The sequence below is a fragment of the Mesorhizobium sp. M0772 genome (assembly GCF_040320135.1).
Taxonomy (GTDB): domain Bacteria; phylum Pseudomonadota; class Alphaproteobacteria; order Rhizobiales; family Rhizobiaceae; genus Mesorhizobium.
Genome location: NZ_JAMYPB010000036.1, coordinates 25,018 through 40,481 on the forward strand (window position 1 = coordinate 25,018; position 15,464 = coordinate 40,481).

16 protein-coding genes and 1 tRNA gene are annotated in these 15,464 nt (G+C 62.7%); 8 read left to right on the forward strand and 9 right to left on the reverse strand.

The features are described from left to right. Positions 1–32: 32 nt before the first annotated feature. Together upp and NKI06_RS21685 are read left to right on the forward strand one after the other, a co-directional pair. Positions 33–662, forward strand: a complete 630-nt coding sequence (gene upp / locus NKI06_RS21680) for a uracil phosphoribosyltransferase (RefSeq protein WP_023671129.1) — start codon at positions 33–35, stop codon at positions 660–662. 129 nt (positions 663–791) lie between these two features. Continuing rightward, positions 792–1,349: a TIGR02281 family clan AA aspartic protease gene (locus tag NKI06_RS21685; RefSeq protein WP_352666774.1), complete on the forward strand. Its 558-nt coding sequence runs from the start codon at positions 792–794 to the stop codon at positions 1,347–1,349. A 9-nt stretch (positions 1,350–1,358) separates the two neighbouring features. On the opposite strand, the gene deoA is transcribed toward NKI06_RS21685, so the two are convergent. The 6 genes from deoA to NKI06_RS21715 all read right to left on the reverse strand — a co-directional run bounded on the left by deoA (position 1,359) and on the right by NKI06_RS21715 (position 7,645). After that, positions 1,359–2,678: a thymidine phosphorylase gene (gene deoA, locus NKI06_RS21690; protein ID WP_352987057.1), complete on the reverse strand. Its 1,320-nt coding sequence runs from the start codon at positions 2,676–2,678 to the stop codon at positions 1,359–1,361. Continuing rightward, on the reverse strand, positions 2,678–3,493 hold the full coding sequence (locus NKI06_RS21695; protein WP_023714062.1) for a purine-nucleoside phosphorylase: 816 nt from the start codon (positions 3,491–3,493) through the stop codon (positions 2,678–2,680). The genes deoA and NKI06_RS21695 overlap by 1 nt, the downstream gene beginning before the upstream one ends. A 12-nt stretch (positions 3,494–3,505) precedes the next feature. Beyond that, positions 3,506–3,898: a cytidine deaminase gene (gene cdd / locus NKI06_RS21700; RefSeq protein WP_023714063.1), complete on the reverse strand. Its 393-nt coding sequence runs from the start codon at positions 3,896–3,898 to the stop codon at positions 3,506–3,508. A 105-nt stretch (positions 3,899–4,003) separates the two neighbouring features. Beyond that, positions 4,004–4,975, reverse strand: a complete 972-nt coding sequence (locus NKI06_RS21705; RefSeq protein ID WP_023683182.1) for an ABC transporter permease — start codon at positions 4,973–4,975, stop codon at positions 4,004–4,006. A gap of 1 nt (position 4,976) precedes the next feature. Further along, entirely contained in the window at positions 4,977–6,116 is a 1,140-nt protein-coding gene (locus NKI06_RS21710) for an ABC transporter permease (RefSeq protein WP_023686470.1), read from the reverse strand. Further along, on the reverse strand, positions 6,113–7,645 hold the full coding sequence (locus tag NKI06_RS21715; protein WP_352987060.1) for an ABC transporter ATP-binding protein: 1,533 nt from the start codon (positions 7,643–7,645) through the stop codon (positions 6,113–6,115). The genes NKI06_RS21710 and NKI06_RS21715 overlap by 4 nt, the downstream gene beginning before the upstream one ends. Positions 7,646–7,863: 218 nt before the next feature. Between NKI06_RS21715 and NKI06_RS21720 the strand changes: the two genes are divergently transcribed. Both NKI06_RS21720 and NKI06_RS21725 read left to right on the forward strand, forming a co-directional pair. After that, positions 7,864–8,070 carry a SlyX family protein gene (locus NKI06_RS21720; protein ID WP_196813704.1) on the forward strand — a complete coding sequence of 69 codons (207 nt, stop codon included), beginning with the start codon at positions 7,864–7,866 and terminating at the stop codon, positions 8,068–8,070. Between the two features lie 13 nt (positions 8,071–8,083). Beyond that, positions 8,084–8,497: a hypothetical protein gene (locus NKI06_RS21725; protein ID WP_352987063.1), complete on the forward strand. Its 414-nt coding sequence runs from the start codon at positions 8,084–8,086 to the stop codon at positions 8,495–8,497. Positions 8,498–8,814: 317 nt separating this feature from the next. Here the strand turns inward: NKI06_RS21725 and NKI06_RS21730 are convergent, their stop codons facing one another. The 3 genes from NKI06_RS21730 to NKI06_RS21740 form a co-directional block, all read right to left on the reverse strand. Beyond that, positions 8,815–9,804 carry a BMP family lipoprotein gene (locus tag NKI06_RS21730; protein WP_023683177.1) on the reverse strand — a complete coding sequence of 330 codons (990 nt, stop codon included), beginning with the start codon at positions 9,802–9,804 and terminating at the stop codon, positions 8,815–8,817. A gap of 252 nt (positions 9,805–10,056) precedes the next feature. Then, positions 10,057–10,380: a hypothetical protein gene (locus NKI06_RS21735; RefSeq protein WP_023683176.1), complete on the reverse strand. Its 324-nt coding sequence runs from the start codon at positions 10,378–10,380 to the stop codon at positions 10,057–10,059. Between the two features lie 152 nt (positions 10,381–10,532). Beyond that, positions 10,533–11,243 (reverse strand): hypothetical protein, encoded by a 711-nt coding sequence (locus tag NKI06_RS21740; protein ID WP_352987065.1) that lies wholly within the window; start codon positions 11,241–11,243, stop codon positions 10,533–10,535. Between the two features lie 360 nt (positions 11,244–11,603). Here NKI06_RS21740 and NKI06_RS21745 point away from each other — a divergent pair. The 4 genes from NKI06_RS21745 (at position 11,604) to NKI06_RS21760 (ending at position 15,463) form a co-directional block, all read left to right on the forward strand. Next, positions 11,604–11,693, forward strand: a tRNA-Ser gene (locus NKI06_RS21745). 283 nt (positions 11,694–11,976) lie between these two features. Beyond that, a complete protein-coding gene (locus NKI06_RS21750; RefSeq protein WP_023691868.1) occupies positions 11,977–12,936 on the forward strand; it encodes a LysR family transcriptional regulator in 960 nt (319 codons plus the stop codon). 152 nt (positions 12,937–13,088) lie between these two features. Further along, complete coding sequence (locus tag NKI06_RS21755; protein ID WP_023686475.1) at positions 13,089–14,102, forward strand: amino acid ABC transporter substrate-binding protein; 1,014 nt, start codon at positions 13,089–13,091, stop codon at positions 14,100–14,102. 173 nt (positions 14,103–14,275) lie between these two features. Next, positions 14,276–15,463: an amino acid ABC transporter permease gene (locus NKI06_RS21760; RefSeq protein ID WP_352987068.1), complete on the forward strand. Its 1,188-nt coding sequence runs from the start codon at positions 14,276–14,278 to the stop codon at positions 15,461–15,463. The last annotated feature ends 1 nt before the right edge of the window (position 15,464 follow it).

Sequence of the window (15,464 nt, forward strand, 5' to 3'; positions counted from 1 at the left end):
TATTCACTATTCACCATTCACTGGAGCAACCCATGCAGGGCGTCACCGTCGTCGACCACCCGCTTGTCCAGCACAAGCTGACCATCATGCGCAAGAAGGAGACGTCGACCGCTGGTTTCCGGCGGCTGCTGCGCGAGATCTCGCTGCTGCTCGGCTACGAGGTCACCCGCAACCTTGAACTGACGACGACGACCATCGAAACGCCGATGGAAACCATGGAAGCGCCGACGCTGGAGGGCAAGAAGCTGGTCTTCGCCTCGGTGCTGCGCGCCGGCAATGGCCTGCTCGAAGGCCTGCTTGACCTAGTTCCGGCGGCCCGCGTCGCCCATGTCGGCCTCTACCGCGATCACGAAACGCTGGAGGCAGTGGAATATTTCTTCAAGGCGCCGAGCGATCTCGCCGACCGGCTGGTGATCGTCGTCGATCCGATGCTGGCGACCGCGAACTCGGCCATCGCGGCCATCGACAAGCTGAAGGAGCGCGGCGCCACCAACATCCGCTTCCTTTGCCTGCTGGCGGCGCCAGAAGGCATCGAGCGCTTCACCAAGGCGCATCCGGATGTCCCGGTCTTTACCGCTTCCATCGACCGCCAGCTCAACGAGAAGGGCTACATCATGCCCGGCCTCGGCGATGCCGGCGACCGCATGTACGGAACCAAATGACGGCGGCTGGCAAGGCCAGCTGGCATCCAGTCGTTTACCGCCCGTTTACGTAAAGCCGCGGTTTCGGGTTGGCGTTAAAGCGGCAAACACCATGTGCGCACGAGAATGGGCCTTCACGAAGGTCCGTTCATGCTGCGCAAGCTTCTCATTCTGGGCGTGTTCGCCGGAACGTCGGCATCGATCCCGATCGTCTATCAGTCGAACCCGCAGATTCTCGACAACCTGTTGAAGTCGACCGTCGCCGGCAAGCCGCAACCGCAGCCCGAGCTGAGCCTCGCCTCGGTTCCCGACAAGCCGGCCGCACCGCTGCCCACCGGTCGCAAGGTCCTGGTGGCGGCCGACGAGCGCGGCCATTTCACCTCCGCCTTCAAGCTCAACGGCCGCCAGGTCGACGGCATGATCGACACCGGCGCCACGTTGGTCGCCATCAACACCTCGACGGCGCGCCGCATCGGCATCTCGCTCAACCCGTCGGATTTCAGCCATCAGGTCAACACCGCCAATGGCGCGATCAGGGCCGCTGTGGTCAACATCGACCGCCTGCAGATCGGCAAGATCAGCGTCGACAACATCCAGGCCGTGGTCCTCGACGACAAGGCGCTGCGCACCAACCTGATCGGCATGAGCTTTTTGCAGCGGCTGACAAAATACCAGGTCGAAAACGGCACACTGTTGCTGGTGCAGTAGCGCGTTCCGCTACCCGCGCGGCAGCACGCGCCGGATGACAGTCTTGTCGGCGGCTGGTTTCGACACCCCGATCGTATAGGCCGAAAGCACGGCGGCTGCGGCCGCTTCGGCCTCCGCTTGCGTGCGGGCGTGGACGAGCGCCAGCGGCTCGCCGGCCCGCACCTCGGCGCCGAGCGGCAGCAGCCTGGTGATGCCGACCGCATGGTCGATCCTGTCGTCCGGCCGCGTACGCCCGCCACCGAGCCCGACCACAGCAAGGCCGATATCGCGGGTGGCAATAGCGGTGGCAAAACCGTTGCCTGTCGCCTTGACCGCAAACTCCACCGCCGCTTTCGGCAGGTATTTTTCCGGCTTCTCGACGAAATCGGCGGGACCGCCAAGGGCTGCGACCATACGCGCGAAGGCGGCTGCCGCGCGGCCGCCGGCCAGCGTCTCGGCCGCGCGCCTGAGACCGTCCTGATTGGACGACGCCAGCCCTGCCGATTGCAGCATCTCGGCGGCCAGCGCCAGCGTCACATCCTCCAGTCGCTTGTCGCGGAGCCTCCCGGTGAGGAAATCGACGGCGTTGCGCACCTCGACCGCGTTGCCGGCCGCCGACGCCAGCGGCTCGTTCATGCCGGTGACCAGCGCCGAGGCCTTCAGGCCGGCGCCGTTGGCGATCTCGACCAGGCTGTTGGCAAGTGCTGTCGCGTCGCGCGACTTCTCCATGAAGGCGCCATTGCCGACCTTGACGTCGAGCACCAGCGACTGCAGGCCGGCCGCCAGTTTCTTCGACAGGATAGAGGCAGTGATCAGCGGCACCGATTCCACCGTTCCGGTCACATCGCGGATCGCATAGAGCCGACGGTCGGCGGGCGCGAGATCGGCGGTCTGGCCGATGATGGCGCAGCCGGTCTCGAGCACCGTCTTGCGGAAGCGCGCGATATCCGGCTGGCTGATATAGCCTGGGATGGCATCCATCTTGTCCAGCGTGCCGCCGGTATGGCCGAGCCCGCGGCCGGAGATCATCGGCACATAGGCGCCGCAGGCGGCGACGATCGGCGCCAGCATCAGCGAGACATTGTCGCCGACGCCGCCGGTCGAATGCTTGTCGGTGACGGGACCCGGCAGGTCCGACCAGTCGAGCACATCGCCGGAATCCCGCATGGCGAGCGTCAGCGCCACCGCCTCGTCGCGGTTCATGCCGTTGAAGAACACCGCCATGGCAAAGGCGCCGACCTGGCCGTCCGAGACGCTGCCCGAAGTGACGCCGGCGACAAAGGCCGAAATCTCCTGCACGGACAGTTTCTGGCCGTCGCGCTTGCGGCGGATGATTTCCTGGGGAAGCATCAGGTGCCCTTTGGCTCCGGCAACCCATCCTGGAACACATGCGCAAGGATCGTCGCCAGCCGTGCGCCGCCGATCGGCGCCATGTCCTTGGTCTCCTGGTGCGACAGTTCCGCCCCGGTCATCCCGGCGGCGAGATTGGTGATCACCGAACAGGCGGCTACGCGAAGCCCAAGGAAGCGGGCGAGAATGACCTCCGGCACGGTCGACATCCCTACCGCATTGGCGCCCATGACGCGCGCCATGCGGATTTCAGCAGGGGTTTCGAAGCACGGACCGGAAAACCACATATAGACGCCCTTGTGCAGCGCCGTCCCTGTCGCCTTCGCCGCCCGTTCGATCGCCGCGCGCAGGCCGGCATCATAGGCTTCGGTCAGGCCGACGAAGCGGCGGTCGCTCGGCTCGCCGATCAGCGGGTTGGAGCCGGAGAAATTGATGTGATCGGTGATCAGCATCACCGATCCAGGCAGCATGTCGGGATCGACCGAGCCGGCGGCATTGGTAAGGATCAGCTTGGTGATGCCGATGCCGGCAAGCACCTCCAGCGCCGGCCGCATCGCCGCAGCAACGCCGTGCTCGTAATAATGGGCGCGGCCGGACAGCATCAGCACCGGCGTGCCGGCGAAAAGCCCCGCGACCACCTCGCCGGCATGGCCAGTCACCCCGCTGCGGGGGAAACCCGGCAGGTCGGCATAAGAGATGCGCACGGCATTTTCGACCTGGTCGACAAGCCCGCCAAGGCCCGACCCCAGCACCATCGCCGTTGTCGGCGCCAACCCGTCCAGCCTTTCAACGAGGTGGTCCAGAGCTTCCTTCATATCAGCCAACTCTCACTTCAAAATGTCGCCACGAAACCCGTAGGGCAGCATGTCGCCCATGGTCACGGTCTCGACCACGCCGGTGTTGTCGCAAAGATAGAGCTTTGTGTCCGGCCGGCAGAATTCCGCCAGCCTTTGCCGGCAGCCGCCACAGGGCGAGCATTTGGCCATGCGCGAGGCAATGACGGCGACCTCGACGATCTTGCCGCCGCCGCCCATGATGTAATGGCCGAGCGCCGTGGTCTCGGCGCACCAGCCTTCCGGATAGGACGCGACCTCGATGTTGGCGCCGGTGAAGACACGGCCGTCTTCGGTGCGCAACGCCGCACCCACCGGAAACTTCGAATAGGGCGCGTAGGCCTTGGCCATGGCCTCCTGCGCGGCTTCGAACAGATCATGCGACATCTAGACGTTCTCTCCGACGATCGTGTTCAAAACCCGGCCATTTGCGTTTCCTGGCGCCTTTCGAGCACAGCCGCATGTTCGACACAGTGCTCCTGGGCGCCCGGATCAACGTTCCTTGACATAGGGCACGCCGCCGGCGCGCGGCGGGATCGCCTTGCCGATGAAGCCGGCAAGCAGGATCACGGTCAGCACATAGGGCAGCGCCTGCATGAACTGCACCGGCACCTTGCCGATCAACGGCAGCGGCGAACCCTGCAGGCGGATCGCCGCCGCGTCGAGGAAGCCGAACAGAAGACAGGCGAACATAGCGTTGACCGGTCGCCATTTGGCAAAGATCAGCGCCGCCAGTGCGATGTAGCCCTTGCCCGCGGTCATGTCCTTCACGAAGCCGCCATTCTGCACCATCGAGAGGTAGGCGCCGGCAATGCCGGTCAGCACACCGGTGCAGATCAGGGCCCGGTAGCGCAGCCAAGCGACCGAGATGCCGGCGGTGTCGACGGCGGCCGGGTTCTCGCCGACGGCGCGTAGGCGCAGGCCGAAGCGGGTGCGAAACAACACCCACCAGGTGAACGGCACCATGGCGAAAGCGAGATAGACCAGGATCGAATGGCCAGAGAGCAGCTCGGAATAGATCGGCCCTATGATCGGCACGTCGTGGATCGCGGCAGCACCAGGCAGAGTGATGGCCTCGAAACGCTCGCCCGGCTGCAGCGCCGGCGTTCGCCCGCCCTGCTGGAACCAGGCTTGGCCCAGAATGATGGTCGAGCCGGCGGCGACGAAGTTGATGGCCACACCGGAGACGATCTGGTTGCCGCGATGGGTGATCGAGGCGAAGCCGTGCACCAGGGCAAAGGCGACCGACATCACGATCGCCATGCCGAGACCGAGGAAGGCCGAATGGAAGACCGAAGCGGCGGCCGCACCTGCAAAGGCGCCGACCAGCATCTTGCCTTCCAGCCCGATGTCGAAAACGCCGGCGCGTTCCGAATAGAGGCCGGCGAGGCAAGCGAGCAGCAGCGGCACCGACAGGCGTATGGTCGAGTCCAGGATCTGCACGATGGCGATGAAGACGTCCATCTCAGGCGCCCTTCCCTTTGACCGCTTCGATGCCGACCGACCTTGGACTGAACGAGGCGAACAGCGCCTGGACGTAGGGCCGGAACATGTGCTCCAGCGCACCGGCAAACAGGATGACCAAACCCTGGATGATGACGATCATGTCGCGGGAAATCGCCGGCATTTCGAAGGCAAGTTCGGCGCCGCCCTGGTAGAGCATGCCGAACAGGATCGCCGCCAGCACGATGCCGACCGGATGCAGACGGCCCATCAGCGCCACGGCAATGCCGACGAAGCCGGCGCCGGAGACGAAATCGATCGCCACATTGTGCTGGTCGCCCATCACCGGGTTCAGCGTCATCATGCCGGCCAGCGCGCCCGAAATCATCATCGCGATAATGATGATGCGGGTCTCCGAAATGCCGGCATAGCGCGCCGCCTTCGGGCTGTGCCCGTAGGTGCGCATCTCGTAGCCGAGCTTGGTGCGCCAGATCAGCAGCCAGACCAGGAATGCCATGAGCAGCGCCAGCAGGAAGCAGATGTTGAACGGCGCCGAGCGGATCTTGGCGCCGAACAGTTCGATGATCCAGTTGAGCTTGGGCAGTTCGGCGCCGGCGAGGAAGTTGCGCGTCTGCGGCGCCTGCGACGCTGCCGGCTTCAACGGCCCGACCAGGAGGTAGACCATGATCGAGGCCGCGATGAAGTTGAACATGATGGTGGTGATGACGATGTGCGACCCGCGCTTGGCCTGCAGATAGGCCGGGATCAGCGCCCACAGCGCACCGACGGCGGCTCCGGCGACGATCGCCAGCGGAAAGGTCAGCCACCACGGCAGCACAGTGTCGAAGGCGAGGCAGACCACGCCCACGCCAAGGCCGGCAATATAGGCCTGGCCCTCGGTCCCGATGTTGAACAGGCCGCAATGTGCGGCCACCGCCACTGACAGGCCGGTGAAGATGAAGGTGGTGGCATAGAACAGCGTGAAGGCAATGCCGGTTCCCTTGCCGAAAGCGCCCTCGACCAGGATGACGGCGGCACGAAACGGGTTTTCGCCGACCAGCATGACGACGAAACCGGCAACGATGAAGGCCACCGACAGATTGATCAGCGGGATCAGCCCATAATCGGCCCAGGCCGGCAGCTTGGCGTAAGGCGTGCTCACTCTGCCGCCTCCTGGCGATCGACGCCTGCCATCAGCAGGCCAAGCTCGCCTTCGGTCGCCTCGGGGCCACGTTCGCCGACGATGCGCCCGGCAAACATCACCAGGATGCGGTCCGACAGCGAACGGATCTCGTCGAGCTCGACCGACACCACCAGCACCGCCTTGCCCTGGTCGCGCATTGCGATCAGCCGCTTGTGGATGAATTCGATGGCGCCGACATCGACGCCGCGCGTCGGCTGGCCGACGATCAGAACACCGGGATCCTGCTCCATTTCTCGCGCCAGCACGATCTTCTGCTGGTTGCCGCCGGAGAAATTCGCCGTCTTCAGACGCGGATTGCCGGGACGGATATCGTACTTCTCGATCTTGTCCTTGGCATCGGTCATGATGGCGTCGATGTTGAGGAACGGCCCTTTGAGGTAGCGCGGGTCGTCATGGTAGCCGAGGATCGAATTCTCGTTCTCCTCGAAGGCCAGCACCAGGCCGACATGATGGCGGTCCTCCGGCACATGGGCGAGCCCACGGTCGCGCAACTCGCCGGGATCGGCGGCCCCGGTCAGGTCGATCGGCTTGCCATCGAGCATCACCGAGCCGGAAACCGCGCGCCTTATGCCGGAAATCGCCTCGAGCAGTTCGGACTGGCCGTTGCCTGCGACACCGGCAATGCCGACGATCTCGCCGGCGTGGATATCGAAGGAGATGTCGTCGACCATGGTGACGCCGCGCTGGTCTTTCACCGTCAGGTTCTTGACGGCCAGCTTGACCGCGCCGGCCTCCGTCTCGCCCTTTTCGACCCGCAGCAGCACGCGCCGCCCAACCATCAGTTCGGCCAGTTCGCCGACTGTCGTCTTGCAGGTCTCGCGCGTCGCCACCATCGTGCCCTGGCGCATGACCGAGACATTGTCGGTGATGGCCATGATCTCGCGCAGCTTGTGGGTGATCAGCACCACCGTTTTCCCCTGGTCCTTCAACTGCCTGAGGATGCGAAACAGATGGTCGGCCTCGGCCGGCGTCAATACGCCCGTCGGCTCGTCGAGAATCAGGATTTCGGCGCCGCGATAAAGCGCCTTCAGGATTTCGACACGCTGCTGCAGGCCGACCGGCAATTCCTCGATGATGGCGTCGGGATCGACTTCCAGCCCGTATTCGCGCTCGAGCCGCTCCAGTTCGGAGCGCGCCTTGGCGATACTCTTTTTCAACAGCGCATCGCTTTCGGCGCCGAGGATGATGTTTTCCAGCACGGTGAAATTGTCGACCAGCATGAAGTGCTGGTGCACCATGCCGATGCCGAGCGCGATGGCGTCGTTGGAAGTCTTGATCGACGCCGGCTTGCCGCCGACGCGGATCTCGCCGCTGTCGGCCTGGTAGAAGCCGTAGAGGATCGACATCAGCGTCGACTTGCCGGCGCCGTTCTCGCCGACGATGCCGTGGATGGTGCCGCGTGCGATCTCCAGATTGATGTCGCGATTGGCGCGAACGGCGCCAAAACTCTTGTTGATGCCGATCAGTTCGATTGCGGCTTGCGCCATGCAGCCTGTCCCACTCTTATTTTTTTATCGCTTGGTCAAAACGCCTAGCATGATGCCCCACCCGTGCCAATTGGCGGCGCAGTGGCCACTCTCGACAAATCCCGGTGCGCTTGTCAATTTCGAACGTGGCCGCAGACCTTCACATTCACTAATATGCAAGGCTCGACAGTCGCATCATGCTGCAACTGCGTGCACCAGGACCTGGGGAGTTTCGAATGATCATGCCTGTCGACCGGCTGACGACGCTGGAAATCCGCGCCGCCGAGCAGGAAAAGACGATCGAGGAACTGTCGGGCCAGATCGCCGAACAGTGGACGGTCATCGAGCGCATGCAGCGCAAGCTGGATGCGCTGACCGGGCGCTTCATGGCGCTGGAGGAACAATCGGCACCCGACGTGCCGATAACCAAACCGCCGCACTGGTAGCAAGGAGAAGCCGATGGCCGGTGAAAGCGATCGCGTTACGCGGGCGGGCGACTATGTGCTTGGCCTGATGAACGATCGCGACCGCGAGCGTGCCGAGCGAGACCTGGCGATCGATCCCGCCTTCCGCGACACGGTGATGCGGCTGGCCGAGCGCATGCATGTCTTCGACGGCACGGGGCGGCCCTCGGGCGACGACGATCGCTGGCGGCTGATCTCGCAACGCATCGCCGAACTGCCGCAGATGCGTGTGGTTGGCCAGGACGAAGCGAAGCCGGTGATCGGCAGACTGGAGCGGAAGCCCTATGGCGTCGGCGTGCATTCGCTCGGTGGCCGACGCGGCGCCGTCATCGCCATCGCGCTGATCATGGTGTTTGCGCTGGGTTATCTCTTGGGCTTGTTGTCGACCGGCGGTGCGCTTCTGCCCTGACGTCCAAGGCAATCGCATATGGATTCTTGCGAAGAAGGACCCGCAACGCAGGAACTGCCGATCTCCCCCCTTGCGGGGGAGATGGCCGGCAGGCCAGAGGGGGGTGTGAAGGATCGCCAACCTGAATGGCTCCAGAATGAACCGTAATTGGCTGTTAGGCCGAGGGACAGCACCCCCCTCTGCCTTGCCATGCATCTCCCCCGCAAGGGGGGAGATCGGACGTCGCCGAGACCTCCGCCAATCCTCAACGTCCTTTAAAGCCCTCAAACAAAACCGCCGGGCTTTCACCCGGCGGTTCGTAAGCGAATTCTTATCAATCAATACGGGCAGGCGTTGTCGGCGGTGTAGTCGTGCACCTGGATCGTGCCGGCGATGATGTCGGCCTTGGCCTTTTCGACGGCAGCCTTCATTTCGTCGGTGACCAGCGCCTTGTTGTTGTCGTCCATGGCGTAGTCGACGCCGCCCTCCTTGAGGCCGAGATTTTGCAGGCCGCCTTTGAAGGTGCCGTTCTTGCCGTCCATGAAGGCGGTGTAGACGGCCACGTCGACGCGCTTCAGCATCGAGGTCAGCACCTTGCCGGGCTGCAGGCCGTTCTGGTTGGAATCGACGCCGATGCCGAGCTTGCCGGCATCCGCCGCCGCCTGCAGCACGCCGACGCCGGTGCCGCCGGCCGCGGCATAGACCACGTCGGAGCCCTGGTCGATCTGCGTCTTGGCGATCTCGCCGCCCTTGGCCGGATCGTTCCACGCCGCCGGCGTGTCACCGGTCATGTTCTGGATGACATCGGTCGCACCGGCCGCCTTGGCGCCGCCGACATAGCCGCATTCGAACTTGCGGATCAGCGGAATGTCCATGCCGCCGATGAAGGACACCTTCTTGGACTTCGAGGCCATCGCCGCCAGGATGCCGACGAGATAGGAGCCTTCGTTTTCCTTGAACACAAGCGAGCGGACATTGGGCATATCGACGGCATCGTCGATGATGGCGAAGTTGAGATCGGGATATTCCTTCGCGACCACCTTCAGCGCATCCTCCCAGGCAAAGCCGGCCATGACGATCGGGTTGCGGCCGTCCTCGGCGAAGCGGCGCAGCGCCTGCTCGCGTTGCGAGGCGTTCGACACTTCGAACTCGACATAGGCGGTGCCGGTCTCGGTCTTGAACTTTTCGGCGCCGTGATAGGCAGCCTCGTTGAAGGATTTGTCGAACTTGCCGCCGAGATCGTAGAGGATGGCCGGCTGGACATCCGCGGCGAAAGCCGGAAGAACCATTGCGGTTGCGGCCAGGAGGCCGAGAACGATACGTTTCATGTGATCCACACCCTGTCGGTTATTTTTTTCCGTTACGCGCCGTCCGCCTGCCCGGTTCTCCGGCAGGCATGCGGCATCAGCCAGGAGTGTACTCCCCTCCCGCTCAAGGCAATCTGGCACGGCCCGAAACAAAATTCACGCGGAATTTTGACCTTTTGGAAAAGCATGCCCCCCGTTGGAAAAACATGCCCAATGCGGTGACAGCTGTGGACGATTGCCGCGTTGTCGTCGCAAGTCCGCTGGGACAACCCATCAGCCCGGCGCGAACTCTCCGCCGCGCCGCCGGCGCCGGTAGCCGATCGCATAGAGGATGAAGGCAAGCACCGCGAACACGGCAAACCCCGGCTGGGCAAGCACCCAGGCGATGCCGCCATCCCATATCATCGGATTGACCTTGGCGCGCACGAAGGTCTCGAAGGCCGCGCGGGTGTCGGGCGAAACCGCCAGCCAGCTCGAATTCAGCGGCGTCATGACCAATGTGGAAGCCGCCACCGAGCGCGTCGCGTCGAGCACGGCCATGATGACGGCGACCGAGAGTGCGATCATGGCCGCGAGGCGAAACAAAAAACGCAACATCGAAATCTTCCCCGATCCGCAAGTTCCTCCCGAGGACCTTCCGGTCAAAGGCGAGGAATAGAATGCGCACGCCCGGCGTGCAATCGCCATACGCGAATTTGAAGCCCATCGCCCGCCTATATGGCCACCTTTCGGCTCCGCCGATGGACGAGTCAGACGCCGAGGATGCCGCCGCCAATGGCCCCGACCACCAGCCCGGCAAGGCCGATGAACACCGCGAAGTAGCCGCAGCCGCCTTCGAAACAGCTGATGTCGGTGGCTTCGGCGATCCCCGCGCCGAGCGCGAAGCCGGCGACAGTGCCGACGACGGCGCCGAGGATGATGCCGGCCAGCGCGGCGACGATCGAACTAAAGGCTGACGGTGCCTGCGCTTCCGGCCTTGCATAAAAGGCCTTGGCCTCGTCGCGGCGGCGCAGCAGGTAAATGCAAAACAGGCCGATGACGATTTCGGTGGCGGCGATCGCAAGCTCCCTGGCGGAGACGGTGAAATCGGGCACGGTCAGCGCATAGACCTGCTCGGCCAGCCGCCAGGCGATAGTGGTGATCTGCCAGATGGTGAAATGACGCGGAAAGCGCGCGGAACGGCTTAAGGCGAGGCCGAGCAGATAAAGCCCCCACACGATGGTGACGATGTCGAAGGCCAGTCCGCCAAGCACGAAATAGAAGACCCTGTCCGGCAGGCCGGAACTCTCGAACAGCCACCGCGCCGAGACCAGCCAGTAGACCGACCATGCCATGACGAAGAGGAGCCAGACCACGGGCACGAAGGACAGCCCGCTGTCCGGACGCCCTGCGGGCGTCAGCCCGCCTGGCATGCCTCCGGCCGGCGTTCCGCTGGCCGGCTGTTCATTGCTCGATGTCATGTCTGGACGTTGCCCCCGCAAAGCCTCCGCCGCACTCGACAGGTGGCGAGGGGCGAAGTCAAGCGCGGCCGGCCCTGCCGCCTTGCCCGTGCACACCATTCAGAACCGAAGCGCCTTAGAAGCGGAGCCGTTCAACGCCCCGCGAAACGATGCATGGCCGGCAAAGCGAATAGACTGCCGTTATGGCTTGGCATTCGGCGCCGGATCGACTAGATGAGCCCCGCGCCTGTTTGATTGACGGGCGCCGGGAAGGGCATCCGCTGGTTGGCGGTGTCCATCAAGCGGGTCTTCCCGCAAATCCCAAAGGGATGCATCTCCCCAACCCGCGTGGCAAAACCGGCCGGGCGCGAATGCAAGGACGGAGAGGTGGCCGAGTGGTTGAAGGCGCACGCCTGGAAAGTGTGTTTACGGGAGACCGTAACGCGGGTTCGAATCCCGCTCTCTCCGCCATTATCAAGCCATTGAAACCGCTGCGATTTCCCATCCCAGCGGGTGCGGCTGACTCTACTTCACATGCTCGCCCTGGGTTCATGGCGGATTGCCGGCTTGCTCGCCAAGCCAGGCGCAGAAATGCCGCGGAGCGATCCGGCGGTCGCCGTCACCTGTTCAACCGCCAGAGTTTCAAAGGCGTAGCCGGACCTCTGTCTTCACTCTTCGTGCCCCATCTGTCACCGTCGCAACCAACGCGGTAGTGCCGCCTGGTGCGATCTCAGGTCGCAGATGAGGTAATTCCATGAATTATAACGATATCGACCTCAATCTATTGCGGGTCTTTGACGTGATGATGCGGGAAAGGAGCGTCACGCGGGCGGCTACCGAATTAGGCAGAACACAATCCGCTGTAAGCCACTCCCTGTCGAAGCTTCGGTATCTATTGCAGGATGAACTGTTCACCAGAGATGGCGGCGAGATGCGGCCAACTCCCCGGGCAGTTGAGCTGCTGTCGAATATTTCCGCCGCACTCGCAACGATCCGCGCATCGATCGACCGGCATCAGATCTTCAATCCAGCAACGACGCGACGCAACTTTCGCGTTGGACTTACAGATTATCATGCCATGGTTTTCATCCCGGGCCTCATTCGAGAATTTTCCAGGCAAGCTCCTGGCGCGACGCTGAACGTCATTCCCGCAAACGGACCCGAAATCGGGTCATCGGTCTATCTGAGACAAGTTGACTGCGCGCTGACGGGAGCAGCGATACGCGACGACCCAGGTCTCTTGAAGGTGGAGCTTGGCCAGGACCGATTGTTTTGCGCGGTGTGGAGTGGAAGCAAGATCGCCAGAAGCGCAATGACGCTGGAAACCTATCTGGCCAGTTCTCACCTCCAGATTTCCGCAGATGGCCTGGCGGAAGGCCTCGCGGATGCCGCCCTCAAACAGATGGGTCTTCGCCGCAATGTCGTTGCGACCATCTCGAACTATCCGGTGCTGCCCTGGGCGCTTCGCGGCACTGAACTGATTACCCATTGCGGTGATGCCATCCTGCAAATGCTGGATGAGAGGAGTGAGGTGACGTTGGTCCCGCCACCCCTTCCGATATCGAATGTGAATGCCTGGCTTATTGTTCATCGCCAGATGGCGAATGACCCGGGAACCAGGTGGCTCCGGGAAATCATCGTGGGAATCTACAACGAATCGCGGAGCAAGAGACACCAAGGCACCGTCGGAGCACCGGGGTCGGCCGTAAAATAGGTCGCGCGCGCTGCTTCACCACTCAACCGCTTTTCAGCTGCGAGTGCTTCGCAACTATGAGCAGCGCTCATTTTCACCATGAGAACAATCGATTTGACGAATACTTGGGCTGGAGAGCACATTCCCTTCAACAATAACAGGGGAATGCCGAAATGAGATCAACGTTCAAGGGCCTTCTTGCCCTCGCCATCGCGTGCACCGCCTCCTCGGCGTGGTCCGCAACCCTCGACAATGTCAAGAAAAATGGCGTGCTGACCTGTGGCACAAATTCGGCCACGGCTGGCTTCAGCCTTCCCGACAATGAAGGCAAATGGACCGGATTTGTCGTCGATTATTGTCGCGCCGTGGCCGCTGCCGTGCTCGGGGATGCGCAAAAGGTCAAGTTCATCCCATTGACGCCAAAGGATCGCTTCACCGCCTTGCAGTCGGGAGAGATCGACATTCTCGCCCACAACGCAACCTGGACATCGTCCCGCGATACGTCGCTAGGCATACTGTTTGCCGGCACGTATTTCTATGACGGCCAGGGGTTCATGGTGCGCAAGGCGGACAATATCACGTCAGCCAAGGGACTTGACGGCGCATCGATATGCGTCACCCAGGGCACCACGACCGAGTTGAACCTTGCCGACTATTTTCGCTCGCAGTCGATCAAGTACACGACGGTTGGTTTCGCGGACGAGGAAGCTGTAGTGAAGGCTTATGAGGAGGGACGTTGCGACGTCTTGTCCGCAGACACCTCCACCTTGAACGCGTCGCGGCTTCGCATGGCCAAGCCGGACGACAGCATTGTTCTTCCCGAGCTGATCTCCAAGGAGCCGCTTGGTCCGGCCGTGCGGCAGGGTGACGACCAGTGGCTCAATGTGGCGAAGTGGACGCTCTACGTCATGGTGGCCGCGGAGGAATACGGGGTCACCTCCAAGAACGTCGATGCCATGAAATCGTCGGACAATCCCAGCATCCGCCGCTTGCTTGGCGTGGACGGCAGCATAGGCAAGGACATCGGGCTCGGCGATAACTGGCCGGTCGAGGTGATCAAGCAGGTCGGCAATTACGGCGAAGTGTTTGATCGCAATGTCGGCAAGGATTCGCCGCTGAAAATGGAGCGCGGCATGAACGCGCTCTGGAACCAAGGCGGCGTTCAATACGCTCCGCCGATCCGCTAACGCATGTCGCTCAAAAATGGCCCCGGTTTTGAGACAACGACATGCATAAAAACAAAGACCCTAAAGCGCGTCGCCTGAGTCCGTTCAAACGCGACGCGCTTTAAGCAAAGCACGGTTGCAAGGCGCTGGCGTGGTACCGTCAGCGCCTTGCACGGACCCGATAGGAACAGCCCATGTCCCATTTGTCGCTTCCCGCGCCGTCGCGCAGGAGGTTGTCGCTGCACGATACGAAGGTGCGGGGCATCTTCTACCAGCTCTTGCTCGCCGGCTGCCTGCTGGCCTTGGCCCTGGGCATCGGCATGCAGACTGCATCGAATATGCGGGTCCGGGGGATTCCGCTCTCATTCGACTTTTGGAATGAGTCTGCCGGCTTCGACATCAATCAAACCCTGATACCGTACGATGCATTGTCCAGCTACGGTCAGGCGTTCTGGGTGGGAGTGGCCAACACCCTCTACGTCAGTCTCCTCGCAATCCTGTTCGCGACCTTGCTTGGCTTCGTCATCGGCGTTGCCCGCCTGTCGCCGAACTGGATCGTTTCGAAGGTGGCGACCGCCTATGTCGAGCTTGTGCGCAATGTTCCGTTGTTGCTGCAGCTGCTGTTCTGGTACAACGCCGTCCTCAAGCCGTTGCCCTCGCCGAAGGCGTCCATCGCCATTCCCGGCGGCATCTACCTCAACAATCGCGGCCTCATCGTTCCGGAGATTCATCTGCATCCGGGAGCGGGGCTGGTGGGCCTGGCATTCGTTGCGGCCATTTCCTGCTGCGTTGCATTCTGGTTTCGCGCCAGGAGCGTCCAGAGACGGACGGGCAGGCAGCTGCCGGTGCTTCTGGTCAGTCTGGCGACCTTGATAGGATTTCCGCTGGTCCTTTTCCTGGCGGCTGGCGAGCCGGTCTCGTTCGTCGCCCCGCAGCTACGGGGTTTCAATTTTCAAGGCGGGCATCAGCTCTATCCGGAGTTTGCCGCTCTCCTGATCGGTCTGTCGGTCTACACCGGTTCATACATCGCCGAGATCGTGCGAGGTGGAATCCAGGCAGTGCCAAAGGGCCAGACCGAGGCTGCGCATGCGCTGGGGCTGGCGCCGGGCAAGACGCTTCGTCTGGTCGTCGTTCCCCAGGCGCTGCGCATCATCATTCCCCCTTTGACAAGCCAGTATCTCAATCTCATCAAGAACTCGTCGCTTGCCGTGTTCATCGGCTATCCCGACCTCGTTCAGATCTTTGCAGGCACGGTGCTCAACCAGACCGGAGCCGCCGTCCAGGTCATGGCGATTACCCTGTCGGTCTATCTCGTTATCTCCCTTGCCACGTCATTGGCCATGAACGCGTGCAACCAACATTTTGCAATCGTTGAGAGGTGAC

Coding starts and splice junctions, on each gene's coding strand:
- NKI06_RS21725 (WP_352987063.1), top strand. CDS start 8,084: ATGGCCGGTGAAAGCGATCGCGTTACGCGGGCGGGCGACTATGTGCTT.
- cdd (WP_023714063.1), bottom strand. CDS start 3,898: ATGTCGCATGATCTGTTCGAAGCCGCGCAGGAGGCCATGGCCAAGGCC.
- NKI06_RS21755 (WP_023686475.1), top strand. CDS start 13,089: ATGAGATCAACGTTCAAGGGCCTTCTTGCCCTCGCCATCGCGTGCACC.
- NKI06_RS21695 (WP_023714062.1), bottom strand. CDS start 3,493: ATGAAGGAAGCTCTGGACCACCTCGTTGAAAGGCTGGACGGGTTGGCG.
- upp (WP_023671129.1), top strand. CDS start 33: ATGCAGGGCGTCACCGTCGTCGACCACCCGCTTGTCCAGCACAAGCTG.
- NKI06_RS21760 (WP_352987068.1), top strand. CDS start 14,276: ATGTCCCATTTGTCGCTTCCCGCGCCGTCGCGCAGGAGGTTGTCGCTG.
- NKI06_RS21715 (WP_352987060.1), bottom strand. CDS start 7,645: ATGGCGCAAGCCGCAATCGAACTGATCGGCATCAACAAGAGTTTTGGC.
- NKI06_RS21740 (WP_352987065.1), bottom strand. CDS start 11,243: ATGACATCGAGCAATGAACAGCCGGCCAGCGGAACGCCGGCCGGAGGC.
- NKI06_RS21685 (WP_352666774.1), top strand. CDS start 792: ATGCTGCGCAAGCTTCTCATTCTGGGCGTGTTCGCCGGAACGTCGGCA.
- NKI06_RS21750 (WP_023691868.1), top strand. CDS start 11,977: ATGAATTATAACGATATCGACCTCAATCTATTGCGGGTCTTTGACGTG.
- NKI06_RS21705 (WP_023683182.1), bottom strand. CDS start 4,975: ATGGACGTCTTCATCGCCATCGTGCAGATCCTGGACTCGACCATACGC.
- deoA (WP_352987057.1), bottom strand. CDS start 2,678: ATGCTTCCCCAGGAAATCATCCGCCGCAAGCGCGACGGCCAGAAACTG.
- NKI06_RS21730 (WP_023683177.1), bottom strand. CDS start 9,804: ATGAAACGTATCGTTCTCGGCCTCCTGGCCGCAACCGCAATGGTTCTT.
- NKI06_RS21735 (WP_023683176.1), bottom strand. CDS start 10,380: ATGTTGCGTTTTTTGTTTCGCCTCGCGGCCATGATCGCACTCTCGGTC.